We start from the raw sequence: 15,470 nt of genomic DNA, 5'->3' as shown, positions 1-15,470 counted from the left end.
GACGGTGAGTGCTGCTTCGTGGGCCCGGAGACGACCCTGGGCGTCAGCTGGGTCTTTGCGGCTGGCCGTGAGTGCTGTTTCCAGGGCCGTTGAACGACCCTGAGCGTCAGCTGGCCATGTGCTTCAGCCCGGCGGGGGCGTTGGGGCCTGGGGTGGCTGGTGGCCGCCCGGGAGCGCCGGATCAGGTGTGGATTCGGCGGGGGGCGGCCTATGCCCGTACCGGGAAGGGTCTAGAAGTAAGCGCGCAGCGTGCCGCCGTCGGTGAGGTAGAGGCGGCCGCCGGCTACGGCCGGTGGGTAGTTCTGGTCGCTGGGCATGCCTCCGCGCGGGCCGCGGCCGGTGGCGGCATCGACGATCTGTAGCGGTGAGCCCATGCCGGACGGGCTGTAGAGCAGGCTGCCGGCGCGGACCGGCTGGCCGGCGGCGCCGGGCAGGTGGACGGACCAGAGTTTGCGGCCGGTGCGGGCGTCCAGGCAGACGACGCTGCGGTATCGCGGGAAATAGACCCGCTGGTCATCGGCGGTCACCGAGGGTGACGGCCAGGTGGACTTCCAGATCGGTACGCCGGTGGCCGCATTGACCGCCGTCAGGCCACCGCCGGCGCCGCCGACGTAGAAGCGCGTGCCGGCCGGATCGCTGCCGACCGCATACCAGTCGGACGGGGTCTGCCAGAGGGTCGCGCCGGTGCCGATGGCGACCGCGCGGGAGCCTTGACCTTCGGTACGCAGCAGCAGTCGCCCGCCGGCGGAGAGCAGGCCGTCGCCTCGCGTGCCGGTCAGCCGCCACAGCCGGTAGCCGTTGGAGAGCCGGTACGCGGTGGTGCTGAGCGCGAAGTCGGGCCGGGTGTCGACCACGGCCACACCCCGGTCGACGACCATGTCCTGCGCGGGACCGCCTAGCGGTACGTCCCACAGGCGCTGCCCGCTGCTGCTCTGGAAGGCGGTCAGAAAGCTGCCCTGACCGTCGCAGGCGTAGGTCAGGGTGATCAGCTTGCCGTCGCCGATCGCCATCCGGGTGACGCCCCGGCCGGGCAGTCCGGCATGCCAGCGGCGTGCCCCGGTGGCCGGGTCGTAGGCGCCGATGCCGCCCGGATCACTGGTGTAGACGTTGCCGCCGGAGACGAGCGGGTCCCGGCCGATCTCGCAGTCCGGCGCGCCGTGCGTCGGGATCTCCCAGCGCTTGGTGATCGAGCCGACCGTGCCGGCGGTGAGCCGGTTCTCGGCCGGGTTGAAGTAGGTGGCGCCCGGCCCGAAGCCGGGTTGGTTCCACTCCGAGGCGGGGGCGGGGAGCGGCAGGGTGAGGGTGAGGGCGGCGGCCAGTGCGGCCGGTAGTACGGAGCTCATACAAGATCAACGAATGGGGCCCCCGATCGGATCGAGGGCCCCACGTCGTCTTGCTGCGGTTTTAGCTGCCGATACCGATCTCGACCCGGCTGCCGATCTTGCCGTCGGCGGTGCCCGGGTAGTAGAAGACCTTGCCGGTGGCGTTGTCGGTCACCAGGAGGTCCTCGTAGCTGTCACGGTTGAAGTGACCGGCGGTGAGTTCCTTGACGCCGTTCCAGCCGCCGGTGCCGATCTCGATCCGGGTGCCGAGCGTGCCGTTGCTGCCGCCCGGGTAGAGCCACAGCTTGCCGGTCGCCTTCTCCACCGCGATCAGGTCGTTGTGATCGTCGCGGGTGAACTTGCCGGTGACGAACTTGTCGTAGCCGTTCCAGCCGGTGGCGGTGCCGACCGCGACCCGGCTGCCCAGGGTGCCCGCGGCGGTGCCCGGGTAGAGGTAGAGCTTGCCGTCCCGGACGTCCACGGCGAGCAGGTCCTCGTAGGCGTCGGCGTTGAAGCGGCTCGCGGTGAGCTTCTCCATGTTGTTCCAGCCACTGAGGCCGATCTCGACGCGGGTGCCGAGGCCGGCGCTCGCGGTGCCGGGGTAGAGCCACAGCTTGCCGGTGCTCTTCTCCACGGCGATCAGGTCGTCGTAGTTGTCGCTGTTCAGGCGGCTGGTGGCGAGCTTGTCCATGCCGTTCCAGCCGCTGTTGCCGATCAGCACGCGGGCGCCGAAGGCGTCACCGGCGGCGGTACCCGGGTAGAGGTACAGCCGGCCGGAGGAGACCTCGGTGGCGATCACGTCGGTGTAGGCGTCGTTGTTCAGCGTGGCGGCCTCGAAGTTGACCAGACCACGGGCCCGGGTGTGCCAGCCCTGCGCGGTCGCGGTCGAGCAGGCCTGCTGCACGACCCGGGTGCCCTGAGTGGCCGCGTTGTTGAGCAGGCCCATGCACATGCCGCTGTTGAGGTTCTTCAGCCGGGTGAATCCGGTGCTGTCGGCGGTCGCCGCCCACTGCTGCTCCCTGCCGTTCGTGCAGGTCCACTGGATGACGTAGGCGTTCGCCGCGGTGGACGCGGACCCCATGGCCAGGCACAGGCCGCTGTTGACGTTGCGGATCTGGTAGTAGCCGGCGGTCTTCGGGAAGAACTGCCAGCCCTGGTCCTTCGCGCCGCTGCACGGCCACTGGATGATCTGGGTGTTCCGCTCCTTCGCACCGGACGGCACACCCATGCACATGCCGGTGAGGCCGCTCTGGATGCGGTCCGGCAGGTCCGGGCGTACGGCGTACTGGCCGACCCGGACGAAGTCGTTGACCACCTGGGCGTTACCGGCCAGAGCGCGGCGGCCGGCCAGGGCCAGGTTGCGGTTGCCGGCCGCGTCGGCCCGGGCCACCACGTCGTTCGCCAGCTTGCGGTCGGCGGCCTCGGCGGCGTCCAGGGCCTCCTGGATGTCGCGGTCCCGGGCCTGGTGGATCCCGGTGTCGATGAACGCCTTCCAGACCGCCGGGTCGAGGCTGCGGACCGCGGCGATCGCGGCGTCCTGGACCTCGGTGCCCGCCTCGGTGAAGTTCCAGACCTCGGTGATGAAGTCGCGGTCGGGCAGGGCCAGCAGCTGCTCGGTGACCGGCATGCCGATGCGGTTGGCGGCGAACTGCTTGGCAGCCCGGGCGAGGGCGGCGGCCTTCTCGGCCTCGGTCTTGGCGTCGTCCTTCGCGATCCGATCGGCCGTGTCCTGCTGTGCGGCGGCCGCCATCCCGGCGCTGATGAACGCCTGCTGCTCCTCCGCGGTGCCGGCGAGGGCGGCCGCGGCGGCGGACTTGACCTTCGGCCAGTCGGCGTTGTTCTCGACCAGGTCCCAGATCTGCTGGATGAAGCTGGTGTCGGTGGCGTTCAGCAGCTCAGCGCCGGCGATGACGTTGATGCTGGCCGCGGCGGCGGCGCGGGCCGCGTCGGACTGCCGCTTGGCCTCGGCCTCGCGCTGCTCCCGGGCGACGTCGCGATCGAAGGCCTCGAACACGCCGGTCACGATGAACTCGTGGCAGGCGAGCTCGGTGGCGGCCGGGTTCTCCTCGTCGGCGACAGTGCCGAAAGCCTGTTCCGCAGCGGCAGTCACCTCGAGGTGGTCGCTGTTGTCCTTGAGGCGCTTCCAGAGCTCGATGATGAAGTCGCGGTCCGCGAGCTCCTGAAGCGCGTAGTCGTCGCCGTAGCCGAACTTGATCGCGACGGCCAGCTTGTCGTTCGGCTCGGCCGCGGCGGCGGCGAGCACGGTTCCGGAGAGTGCCGGTGCGGCATGGGCCACAGCCGGTACGACTGTGGCAAACGTGGCCGCGGCCAGGCCGACGGTCAACAGCCGCCGGCCTAGTGCGCGGGAGTTGGCAATCATGTGTGGTGGTTCCCCCGTTCAATGGGACTGGGGAGACGCCGGCTGTTCTCTCGTCCCGCCGGCGTCTCCATGTGGGTGATCAGAAAATTCGCGGGTAGGCGGCGATCGTCCAGCCGCTGCCGACGATGCGAGCCGCGCCGTTGTACAGCGCGCTGTCGCCGATGACGCCGTTGGACGGCCAGGCGCGCAGTTCGCCGTTGGCGGCCTGGCCGATGATGTCGGTCCGGCCGTCGCCGTTGAAATCACCCGAGACGATGCGCGGGTACGCGGCGACGGTCCAGCCACGGCCGACCGAGCTGAACGCGCCGGGGAACAGCTTGTCGGTGCTGATGTCGCCACTGGATGCCCAGCCACGGAGCTGGCCGTCGGCGGCCTGGCCGATGATGTCGGTCTTGCCGTCGCCGTTGTAGTCGCCGGTGAGGATGCGCGCGAAGTTGGCGGTGGTCCACCTGCTACCGACGACCTTGTACGACGCGAACAGCTTGTTGTCGGCGATGGTGCCGGTCGACGCGTAGGCGTGCAGTTCGCCGTTGGCGGCCTGGCCGATGATGTCGGTCTTGCCGTCGCCGTTGAAGTCGCCGGTCACGATCCGCGGGTAGGCGGCGACCGTGAACCCGGTGCCGACGGATCCCGACACCGTGAAGAGCTTGTCCGCGGCGATGTTGCCGGTGGACGCCCAGGCCCGCAGCTCACCGGTGGCGTAGTTCGCCATGATGTCGGTCTTGCCGTCGCCGTTGAAGTCCCCGGTGATGATCCGCGGGGTGTTCGTGGTGTTCCAGGCGCGGCCACCGACGACCTGGTAGGCGCCGTAGATCAGCTTGCTGTTGCCGATGGTGCCGCTGCCCCGCCAGGCGCGCAGCTCGCCGGTGGAGGCCTGGCCGATGACATCGGCTTTGAAGTCGCCGTTGAAGTCACCGGTGATGATGCGCGGGATGTTGGTGGTCGTCCAGCCGCTGCCGACCAGGCTGGCGGCGCCGGGGAAGAGCTTGTCGGTGGCGATCTCGCCGGTGGCCCGCCAGGCGTGCAACTGGCCGGACGGGTTCTGGTTGCCGAGGTCGTCGATGCAGTCGCCGGTGAAGTCGACGGCGTTCACCACGCCGCCGGTCTGCGCCCCGCCGTCCACGACGCCGGAGGTGTTGCAGCGCAGCCGCTCGGCGCGGTCCAGTTCGTACGCCGCGTACTGACCGGTGCGGAGGAAGGTGCTGACGTCGACGGCGGTGCCGGCCAGGGCGGTGCGGGCGGCTGCGGCGAGGTTGCGCTGGAAGGCGGCCTCGGCGCGGGTCAGGATGTCCTGGACCAGCTTGCGGTCGGCGGCTTCCACGGCGTCCAGGGCCTTCTGGATGTCGCGGTCCTTGGCCTCGTTGACGCCGGTGTCGATGAAGGCTTTCCAGACCGTCGGGTCCAGGCTGCGGACCGCGGCGATGGCGGCGGCCTGCACCTCGGTGCCGTCCGCGGCGAAGTTCCACACCTCGGTGATGAAGTCGCGGTCGGGCAGGGCGAGCAGTTGCTCGGTGACCGGCATGCCGATGCGGTTGGCGGCGAAACGCTTGGCGGCTTCGGCGAGGGCGGCGGCCTTTTCGGCTTCGGTCTTGGCGTCGTCCTTCGCGATCCGGTCGGCGGTGTCCTGCTGGGCGGCGGCGGTCAGGCCGGTGGCGATGAACTGCTTCTGGTCCTCCGCCGACCCGGCGAGCGCCGCGGAGGCAGCGGCCTTGACCTTGGGCCAGTCGGCGTCGTCCTCGACGTGGTTCCAGATCTGCTGGATGAAGCTGGTGTCGGTGGCGTCCAGCAGGTTCTTGCCGGCGACGATGTTGATGCTGGACGCGGCGGCCGCGCGAGTCTCGTCGGAGAGTCGCTTGGCCTCGGTCTCGCGCTGCTCCCGGGCGATGTCACGGTCGTAGGCAGCGTGCACGCCGGTGACGATGAACTCGTGGCACGCCTTGTCCGCGGCTTCCGGATCCTCCGGGTCCGACGTGGTGAAGGCCTGCTCGGCGGCGAGGCTGACCTCCAGAAAGTCCGGATCCTCCTTGAGCAGGTCCCACAGGCCGACGACGAAGTCGCAGTCGTTGCGCTCGACGAGTGTGAAGTTGTCGCCGAAGCCGAACTTCACGGCGACCGCGAGCCTGTCGTCGTATTCAGCCATCGCCAGATAGGCGGCCGTGGCGCGTTCGACCGGCGCGGCCTGGGCGACGGCCGGGACGACCGTGGTGAGGGTGACTGCGGCGAGCCCGGCGGTCAACAGCCGCCGAGTCAGGGCGCGGGTGGAGATGGTCATGTGTCGGTCCCCCGATCAGAAGATTCGCGGAGTGTTGGCGATGGTCCAGCCGCCGCCGACGATCGGATAGGCACCCGGGAACAGCTTGCTGTCGCCGAAGACGCCACTGGACGCGAAGCCGCGCAGTTCGCCGTTCGCGGCTTGACCGAGGACGTCGGTCTTGCCGTCGCCGTTGAAGTCGCCAGTCACGATGCGCGGGATGTTGGTAGCGGTCCACCCGGCGCCGACGATCGGATAGGTGCCGGAGAACAGCTTGCCGGTGTCGATGACGCCGCTGGACGGGAAGCCGCGAAGCCTGCCGTCGGAGGCCTGGCCGATGAGGTCGGTCTTGCCGTCGCCGTTGAAGTCGCCGGTGATGATGCGCGGGATGTTCGTGGTGGTCCAGCCGCCACCGACCACCTTGTACGCGGCGAAGAGCTTGCCGTCGGCGATGCTCCCGGTCGACGCGAAACCGTGCAGTTCCCCGCTGGCCGCCTGGCCGATGATGTCCGTCCTGCCGTCGCCGTTGAAGTCGCCGGTCACGATCCGCGGGTACGCGGCCACCGTGAATCCGCTGCCCACGATCCCGGACGCGGCGGTCGTGAAGAGCTTGTTCTCGGCGATGTTGCCGGTGGACGCCCAGGCCCGGAGCTGACCGTTGGCGGCCTGGCCGATGATGTCGGTCTTGCCGTCGCCGGTGAAGTCGCCGGTGATGATGCGCGGGATGTTGGTGGTCGTCCAGCCGCCGCCGACGATCCGGGCCGCGCCGGTGAAGAGCTTGTTCTCGCCGACGGTGCCGGTGGACGGCCAGGCGCGCAGCTTGCCGTCGGAGGCCTGACCGATGATGTCGGCCTTGAAGTCGCCGTTGAAGTCACCGGTCACGATGCGCGGGATGTTCGTGGCCGTCCAGCCGCCGCCGACCAGGCTCGACGGGCCGACGAACAGCTTGCCGGTAGCGATCTCGCCGGTGGCACGCCAGGCGCGCAGCTGACCGGACGGGTTCTGGTTGCCCAGGTCGTCGATGCAGTCGCCGGTGTAGTCGACGGCGTAAACGACTCCGCCGGCCTGGTTCGGGCCGTCCACGACGCCGGAGGTGTTGCAGCGCAGCCGTTCGGCGCGGTCCAGCTCGTACGCGGCGTACTGGCCCGTACGCAGGAAGGCGCTGACATCGGAAGCCGTGCCGGCGAGCGCCTTGCGGGCGGCCGCGGCGAGGTTGCGCTGGAAGGCGGCCTCGGCGCGCGCCAGGATGTCCTGCACCAGCTTGCGGTCCGCCGCTTCCACGGCGTCCAGGGCCTTCTGGATGTCGCGGTCCTTGGCCTGGTGGACGCCGGTGTCGATGAACGCTTTCCAGACCGCCGGGTCGAGACTGCGCACGGTTTCGATGGCCGCGATCTGAACCTCGGAGCCGTCCGGGGCGAAGTTCCAGACCTCGGTGGCGAAGTCGCGGTCGGGCAGGGCCAGCAGCTGCTCGGTGACCGGCAGGCCGATGCGGTTCGCGGCGAACTGCTTGGCGGCCCGGGCCAGTGCGGCAGCCTTCTCAGCCTCGGTCTTCTCCTCGTCCTTCGCGATCCGGTCCGCGGTGTCCTGCTGCGCGGCGGCAGTCAGCCCGGTCGCGATGAACTGCTGCTGCTCCTCGGCGTTCCCGGCGAGGGCCGCGGAAGCGGCAGCCTTGACCTTGGGCCAGTCGGCGTCGTTCTCGACGGCATCCCAGATCTGCTGGATGAAGCTGGTGTCGGTGGCGTCCAGCAACGCCTTGCCGGCGGTGATGTTGATGCTGGACGCGGCCGCGGCACGGGTCTCGTCGGAGAGCCGCTTGGCCTCGGTCTCGCGCTGCTCCCGGGCCACGTCGCGGTCGTAGGCGGCGTGGACACCGCTGACGATGAACTCGTGACAGGCCCGATCGACGGCTTCCGGGTCGTCCGGGTCCGAAGTGGTGAAAGCCTGCTCGGCGGCGAGGGTGACCTCGAGGAAGTCGGGATCCTCCTTGAGCAGGTCCCAGAGGCCGACCACGAAGTCGCGGTCGTCGCGTTCCACGAGCTCGAAGTTGTCGCCGAAGCCGAACTTCACGGCCACGGCGAGCTTCTCGTCGTAGTCGGCGAGGGCCAGGTACGCGGTCGTGGCGCGTTCGGCCGGTGCGGCGTGGGCGACGGCCGGGACGACCGTGGTGAGGGTGACCGCGGCGAGCCCGGCGGTCAGCAGCCGCCGGGTCAGCGCGCGGGTGGAGACAGACATGTGCGTATTCCCCCGTAGTGTGTGGTTTCGGCCGATCAGAAGATCAGGTTCAGGCCTTGCCAGCCGCTGCCGATCGCGGTGCCGCTGTTGAGGAAGCCGTCCTTGCCGTCGCCGCGGTAGAGGCGGAGTTCGCCCGAGGTGGTCCGCCCGATGACGTCGGCGAGACCGTCGTTGTCGAAGTCCCCGGCCGACAGCAGCGTGTTGAAGCCGTTCCAGCCGGTGCCGATGACGATGCCCCTCGCGTTCAGGAAGCCGTTCTTGCCGTTGCCGCGGTAGAGGAGCAGGTCGCCCAGAGAGTTGCGGGCGATGACGTCGGCGAGGCCGTCGCGGTCGAAGTCGCTGGGTGAGAACAGCGAGTTCAGGCTGCTCCAGCCGGTGCCGACGGAGATGCCGTTCGAGTTGAGGAAGCCGTCCTTGCCGTTGCCGCGGTAGAGGAGCAACTCGCCCTGGGAGGTACGCCCGATGACGTCGGTGAAGCCGTCGCGGTCGAAGTCGCCGGGTGAGAACAGCGAGTTCAGGCTGCTCCAGCCGGTGCCGATGGAGATGCCCCGGCCGTCGACGTATCCGCCCTTGCCGTTGCCGCGGTACAGGAGCAGGGTGCCCGCGGAGTTGCGCCCGATGACGTCGGCGAGGCCGTCGCGGTCGAAGTCGCCGGATGAGAAGACGGCGGTGAACCCGCTGAAGCCGGAGCCGAAGGAGACGCCGTCGTCCAGGAAGCCGTTCTTGCCGTTACCGCGGTAGAGGCGGAGTTCGCCCTGCGCGGTACGCCCGACGACGTCGACGAGGCCGTCGCTGTTGAAGTCCCGCACGGGCTTGTCGACCGGGTAGTTCGGCACAGTGCCCGGCTCGCCGGGATCGACCGGCGACTCGGAGATGGTGATGTCGTCGATCAGGCCCCGGTAGCCGCCGATGTTGTTCGACTGCTCGTAGCCGACGTTGAGCCCGGTGACCTGCTTGCCGGCCAGCGCGCTGCCGAGCGGCACGACGACCAGGTTCCACTGGTCGGCGGTGAGCTTGCTGCACTGGTGGGCCGGGTGGATGCGGTTGCCGCGCTGGTCCTTGAGGCCGGAGTCGCGCAGGTACGTGCCGTCGCTGAACACGAGGTCGATGGCGACGCACGTACTGTTCCGGGTCTTCACGCCCGGCCGGGCGGTGCTGCTGTCCGGCTTGATCCAGTACGACAGTGTGGTGGCGGGCTTGACGGTGATCCGGCTCAGTGCCATCGACCGCAGGTAGGCCGAGGACTGCAGGGTGTTGTCGTCCGAGCCGGAGTAGACCAGGGCCGCTCCGCCGGTGTGCCCGGTCCCGGTGCCGACGCCCAGCGCCGCCTTGCTGACGTTCACGACGGCGTTCGCCGCGGCCGGGCTGTTCGACCAGGTCGGCTGCACGTCGCCCGACTCGAAACCGGTCCTCAGGTCGAGGTCGTACTGGCCGACCCGCAGGAAGGTGTCGAGCTGGGTGGGCGTACCGGCGAGCGCCCTGGTGGTGGCGTGCAGCAGGTTGAGGTCGCCGTTCGCGGTCGCCGTCGCCTTCAGCTGCTCGGCCAGGGCGCGGTCGGCCTGATACTTCTTGTCCAGCGCGATCTGGATGTCGCGATCCTTGGCCTGATGAATGCCGGTCGCGATGAACGTCTTCCAAACCGCCGGGTCGTTGCTGCGGGCCGCGTCGACGGCGGCGGCCTGAACCTCGGAGCCGTCCTGCGCGAAGTTCCAGACCTCGGTGACGAAGTCCCGGTCGGGCAGGTTCAGCAGCTGCTCGGTGACCGGCAGGCCGATCCGGTTCGCGGCGAGCTGCTTGGCCGCGCGGGCCAGCTCGGCGGCCTTCTGCGCCTCGGTCTTCTCGTCGTCCTCGCGGATGCGGCGCTCGACGGCCTCCTTGGCGGCGGCCGCCATACCCGAGGCGATGAACTGCTTCTGCTCCTCGGGGGTGCCGTCGCGGACCTCCGCCGCGGCGTTCTTGACCTCGACCCAGTCGGGGTCGTCCAGCACCCGTTCCCAGATCTGCTGGATGAACTGGGCGTCGGTGCCGTTGAGCAGGGCCGCGTCGGCGATCACGTCGATGCTGGCCGCAGCGGCCGTACGGGCCACATCGGACTGCCGCTTCGCCTCGGCCTCGCGCTGCTCCCGGGCCACGTCGCGGTCGTAGGCGGCGTGGACGCCGGTGACGATGAACTCGTGGCAGGCGCGATCCGCGGCCTCCGGATCCTGCGGGTCCGAAGTGGTGAACGCGCGCTCGGCAGCAAGCGTGACTTCCAGGAAGTCGGGGTTCTCCTTGAGGAGAGTCCAGAGGCCGATGACGAAGTCGCGGTCGTCGCGCTCGATGAGCTCGAAGTCGTCGCCGAAACCGAACTTCACGGCGACGGCAAGCTTCTGATCGTAATCGGCCAGCGCGAGGTAGGCGGCCGTGGCGCGTCCCGCCGGCGCGGCGTGCGCGACGGCCGGGACAGTCGTGGTGAGAGTGACCGCGGCGAGCCCAGCGGTCAGCAGGCGCCGCGTCAGAGCGCGGTGCGAGGCAGTCATGTGTGTATTCCCCCGTGGTGAAGACAGCGACGTGCATCCATGAGCGGGCCAGGGACCATCCGGAACCCAGCCTCGTCGCAGGTCCGCTCTTCGGGGATGGCTGACATCTGATCGTGCCGACCGGGCATCGGCCGGGCGGTGGATGCAGACGGGAACGGTAACGGCTGTCGATGGCACAGGCAAGAACGGAAAGGTGAGAAAACCGCCCCAAGATTCCATCGATGCAGGTGAGCGGCGGTTAGTGATAGATCGCTCCTGGATCCGGGGTGGATCTCGATAGCTGTCCATGCTTAGATGTCACGGATCGTGGGGGCTTGACGACAAATCCGCTAACAGCGGTGTTCGCCCCCACGTGGTCTTTTCTGCCAACAGATCTACGGGGGATCTTGTGCGGCGTACGGGTGAAGTGCTGCCGGAGTCGGCGTCAATGCCATGCAGCGTGCGGGGTTTGCTCGCGGACTGAGTCCCTTTTCCTCCTCCCCTTTTGCTGCTGTGACGTGGACGGGTGTTGTGGTGACAACTTCGGTACGGGCGCGCCTGCGCATGTGGATTACGGCGTCGCTGGCTGCAGCGATCGTGGGTGCGGGCCTGCACGCCCCACCGGCGTCGGCGGCCGAGCCGACTCCGACTCCGACGGTCTCGGAGATCCAGGTTCCGCCGCTGATCACCGAGTCGTGGAACGGCTCGACCGGTGTGGATGCGATGGCCGAGCGGTGGCGCAAGGCAGTCGCCGACATCGCGGAGCTGACTCCGGAGCCGGAGGTCCGCGACGCCGCGCTGGCCGCGCTGGCTACCGCGGATCCGGTGATCATTCAGAAGTTCGCGATCACCGACAAGCCGGCGCTGGACAAGCAGATCGCGGCGCGGAAGACGAAGGAAGCTGCCGACAATCTGGCGGCGATCAAGGCGCTGAAGGGTACCGGCGGGAAGCATTTCAACGCCGAGGTCGACCGGGTGCTGGCCGGTACCGACAGCGACCGGGCGGCGTTCTTGGCGTACGGCGCGGCCATCGCCCGTGACCGTGATGCCAAGGAAGCCAAGGACGCGGCTGAGCGGGCTGCGGCGTTGCGGGAGCGGGTTCGGCTGATCGCCGCGACGGCGCCGGCGGAGTCGAACGTCAAGCGGGCCGCGGAGGCGGCTTTCGCGGGCGATGACGACGCGATCAACACGTTCCTGACCACTGGTTATCTGGTTGCGGCGCGGGCCGACGCGGCCGAGCGTGAGCAGTATCTGAAGGACCTCGAGGCGCGGAACAAGGCGGCCGAGGAACTGACCGAGTTGGCGCGCAAGTCGGCGGCGGCGAATGAGGCACGGACCCGCCTGTTGGCGGCGCACGGCGAAGGCGTGCGTGCTCTGCAGCAGGCGTCGAACGCGATGGCGGCGGCCGCGAACTCTGCCCGGCACGCGTCCCGGGTGCTGGCCGGCAGTGGTACGGCGGCGTCGAAGGCGACCGAGTTGGCGGCGGCGAATGCGGAGTCGAAGCGGCAGCTCGGGTACGCGCAGACCGCGGCGACCGAGGCCGCCCGATCGGCGCAGGTGGCCACTACTGCGGCGAATGATCTGATCGAGATCGGCCTGGAGTACGGCGCGGAGTGGTCGCAGATCACCCAGGGCATGAGCGAAGCCGCCACCGCCGCGGTCGGCGCCGCGCAGACCGCCGTGCACGCGGTCGACGCGACCGTCGCGACGAACAACGCGGAGGATGCCCAGGCGAAGGCTGAGGCGCACGCGCAGCAGGCGATCAAGTGGCGTCAGCATGCGGAGGAGCACGCGAAGTCGGCGGCGAAGCTGGCGGCTGCTGCGGCGAAGCAGGCGGCGGCGGCGAAGACGGCGGCGGCGCGGGCGAAGAAGGCGCGGGAGCAGGCGCAGGCTGCTGAGGCGAAGGCATGGGAAGAGGCGGAGAAGACCCGCCGGCACCGCCAGGAAGCTGAAGCGCAGGCCGCGGAAGCCAAGCGACAGCGGCAGATCGCCCAGCAGGAAGCCGCCAACGCGGCCGCACACCGCGCGGAGGCGGAACGGCAGGCCGCAGCGGCCCGCAACGCCCGTGCCAACGCCGAAGCCCAGGCGGCCATCGCCAACGGCGCACGCGGACGGGCCCAGGACGCCAACAACAAGGCCTCCGCTGCCGATACGAAGGCGTGGGGCAAGGAACGAGAGGCGGCCGCCGCCCGGGACGCGGCGCTCGTCGCGGAACGGGACCGGCAGACCGCCCAGGCCAAGGCGCAGGCGACCAAGGCGTGGGTGGCGTCGGCCGACAGCGACAGCGCCAAAGCGGAAGCCCAAGCGGCGGCGAACGAGGCGGACGCCGAGTACCGGACCGCCGACGGCGCGGCCAAGTCAGCACGATCGTTCGCCAACACCGCCACCGGCGCAGCCGCGAACGCGCGCGGTGCGGCTACCCAGGCCAGGCAGGCCGCCGAGCGGGCGTGGGCGGCTGCGGTGCGGGCGCGTGCCGCCGCGGACGCCGCGGACGCCGCAGCCGACCGGGCCGAGGCGTCGGCGAAGGCGACGCATGCGGCACGGGTACGGGCGGACGCGAAAGCGGCCGTGGCGACCGCACAGCAGGTGAAGGCGGCCCAGGCGGCGACCGCGGCGGTGAACCTCGCCGGGCAGGCGGCCGAGCAGGCGATGCGGGCGCTGTGGGCAGCGGACCGGACCAGGAGTGAAGCCGAGGCCGCCACCAGCGAGGCGGTTGCCGCCGCGGCACAGGCCGAGATCGCGGTGACCGCGGCAGCGGCGGCGCGGCAGTCGGCGGCGGGCATCGCGGAGCCGGCGAACACCGCGATCGGCATGGTCAGCCCGTTCACCGGCGCCGACATCGACGCCGACTTCGTGAAGCTGGTGGCCGAGCAGGCCAAGACGATCGGTGCGGAGCAGGCAGCTGCGGCGCAGGCTCGCGCCGAGGAGGCGCTGGTTGCGGCGACCAAGGCGCAGCAGGCCGCGGACCTGGCCAACGCGCAGGTCAAGCCGGCCTATGTGGCGGCTGCAGCGGCAGCCAAGTCGGCGGCCGACGCGGCACAGTCGGCAGCTGAGGCGAAGAAGTACGCCGCCCAAGCGGCCGCCGACGCTGCGGCCGCTCGTGCCGCGGCGGCCAGCGCCGGCCGGGCGGATGCGCAGGCCCGTGCCGACGCGCAGGCAGCCCGGCAGGCGGCGAACGAGGCCGCCAACGACGCCGCGATCGCCGGCCGCAGTGCCCAGCAGGCGCAGAACGACGCGAACGCCGCCGAGAGCGCCGCCTCCGCGGCGGAGAGCGACGCCGCGGCTGCCCGTGGCGCTGCGGACCGGGCCGAGGCCGATGCCGCTGACGCCAAGAAGTTCGCTGAGGACGCGCAGAAGCACGCGGACAGCGCCGCCCAGGCGGCGAGCAAGGCACTCGAGCACGCTGTCGCAGCTCAGCAGGCGTACGAGCGGGCCGAGGAAGCCGAACGCAAGCGGCTCGAGGAGGCGCTGAAGAACGGTTCCGGGCTGACCCCGGAGCAGGAGCAGTCGCTCCTCGAGGGAATGAGCGATGCGGATCGCGCGGCGTACGAGGCAGCCAAGGAAGCAGCCGGCCAGGGCTGGCAGGACTTCATCAAGGAGAACGGTCTCGAGATCCTCGGCGACCTGTTCCTCGGCGAGATCCTCACCTGCGTCAACGAGCCCAGTTGGAGCGCCTGCTTCTGGGCCGTCCTCGAGCTCGTGCCGTTCGGCAAGCTGAAGAAGCTCGGGAACCTCTGGGACATCTACAAGAAGTACAAGAAATTCGCCGAGAACAGCCGGAATGCGCGCAAGAAGCAGGACGAACTCCTGCAGAAGGAAAAGAAGCGGAAAGAGGAGGAAGAGGCGCCTTCGTGCCCCTACACGCCTCCGGTCACCCCTCCGCTGAATGCATTCCGGGCCGCGCCCGCTTTCTTCGGCAACAGTCTCGGATCGGGCGGCCTCCAGACGCTCTACCGCGCGGTGACCGCCGGTTGGATGTCGGCCGCGAACAGCACTGTCCCGTGCAAGAAGGGGCAGCCGGACCCGGCCAGTCAGGGCGGCAACGTCTCGCTCGTCGCCGACAAGATCGCCATGCACGCGAACGGCCGGTCCATCCCCGGCGTGGACGACGAAGATGTCGCGGAATACATCGAGGACCTCATGCGCGGCAAGCCGGGAATCAAGATGAGGGACACCCCGTCGGGAACTCCGCGTTGGGGATGGTGGGACTCCAAGAGCGGCACGATGGTCATTCGTGAAGGCGACAACGGTACATTCATGCAGCCGGACCGGGGCTATGACTACTTCTTGGAGCAGGTGAATGAATAACGGCTGGGCGAAGTGGGCGCCGGCGACGGAGACGACCTGGAGTCGGCTTCCGGCCGATGCCATGGCATTGATCGACGTCGCCGATGCCCACCGCCTGGCCGCGGAACGGGCCCGGCTGCCGCAGGCCACCGCCCGGATTCTCGCTGAGCCGACCTATTCCGTCCGGAACAGATTCCGCTATTGGGAGCGGCTGATCCGCCGGATGGAGGAGGGCTGGGCGCCGGACGGCTTCTACCTCGTCGACGAGTACGTCAATGATCTGGAGTCGCGAGATCAGATCGACGTCCTCGGCGCTGCGGAACCGGGTTTGCTGACCGGTCCGCTGGGCGAATTGCTGGCGTCCCTCGACCACCGATTCCTGGCCGCGACGCTGGACGACGGCGGCGCCGAGCTGCGGTTGCAGGCGCCGCGGCTCGGTGAGCTCGAGGGGCTGAACGCCAGGTGGCGCCGAGTTCCGCGGGTCAACCCCTGGAGTTGAG

General features: G+C 69.8%; 7 protein-coding genes. 2 read left to right on the top strand and 5 right to left on the bottom strand.

Annotated elements, in window-relative coordinates; translation table 11 throughout:
• Positions 1–230: 230 nt before the first annotated feature.
• The 5 genes from OHA21_RS36535 to OHA21_RS36515 all read right to left on the bottom strand — a co-directional run bounded on the left by OHA21_RS36535 (position 231) and on the right by OHA21_RS36515 (position 10,704).
• On the bottom strand, positions 231–1,343 hold the full coding sequence (locus OHA21_RS36535; RefSeq protein WP_328462919.1) for an outer membrane protein assembly factor BamB family protein: 1,113 nt from the start codon (positions 1,341–1,343) through the stop codon (positions 231–233).
• Between the two features lie 61 nt (positions 1,344–1,404).
• The gene (locus OHA21_RS36530; protein ID WP_328462917.1) at positions 1,405–3,702 is read right to left on the bottom strand and encodes an RICIN domain-containing protein; all 2,298 of its coding nucleotides are present in this window, start codon (positions 3,700–3,702) and stop codon (positions 1,405–1,407) included.
• A gap of 79 nt (positions 3,703–3,781) precedes the next feature.
• On the bottom strand, positions 3,782–5,974 hold the full coding sequence (locus OHA21_RS36525; RefSeq protein ID WP_328462915.1) for an FG-GAP repeat domain-containing protein: 2,193 nt from the start codon (positions 5,972–5,974) through the stop codon (positions 3,782–3,784).
• A 15-nt stretch (positions 5,975–5,989) separates the two neighbouring features.
• Entirely contained in the window at positions 5,990–8,185 is a 2,196-nt protein-coding gene (locus tag OHA21_RS36520; protein WP_328462913.1) for an FG-GAP repeat domain-containing protein, read from the bottom strand.
• A gap of 35 nt (positions 8,186–8,220) precedes the next feature.
• Positions 8,221–10,704, bottom strand: coding sequence for an FG-GAP-like repeat-containing protein (locus OHA21_RS36515; protein ID WP_328462911.1), 2,484 nt, complete (start codon positions 10,702–10,704; stop codon positions 8,221–8,223).
• 513 nt (positions 10,705–11,217) lie between these two features.
• Here OHA21_RS36515 and OHA21_RS36510 point away from each other — a divergent pair.
• Together OHA21_RS36510 and OHA21_RS36505 are read left to right on the top strand one after the other, a co-directional pair.
• A complete protein-coding gene (locus tag OHA21_RS36510; protein WP_328462909.1) occupies positions 11,218–14,991 on the top strand; it encodes a hypothetical protein in 3,774 nt (1,257 codons plus the stop codon).
• The gene (locus OHA21_RS36505; protein WP_328462907.1) at positions 14,984–15,469 is read left to right on the top strand and encodes a hypothetical protein; all 486 of its coding nucleotides are present in this window, start codon (positions 14,984–14,986) and stop codon (positions 15,467–15,469) included. Before OHA21_RS36510 ends, OHA21_RS36505 begins: the two co-directional genes overlap by 8 nt.
• The last annotated feature ends 1 nt before the right edge of the window (position 15,470 follow it).

Origin of the sequence: Actinoplanes sp. NBC_00393, from assembly GCF_036053395.1 — a bacterium.
In the GTDB taxonomy this organism is placed as follows: domain Bacteria; phylum Actinomycetota; class Actinomycetes; order Mycobacteriales; family Micromonosporaceae; genus Actinoplanes.
This window is presented reverse-complemented; position numbering and strand designations above follow the sequence as displayed.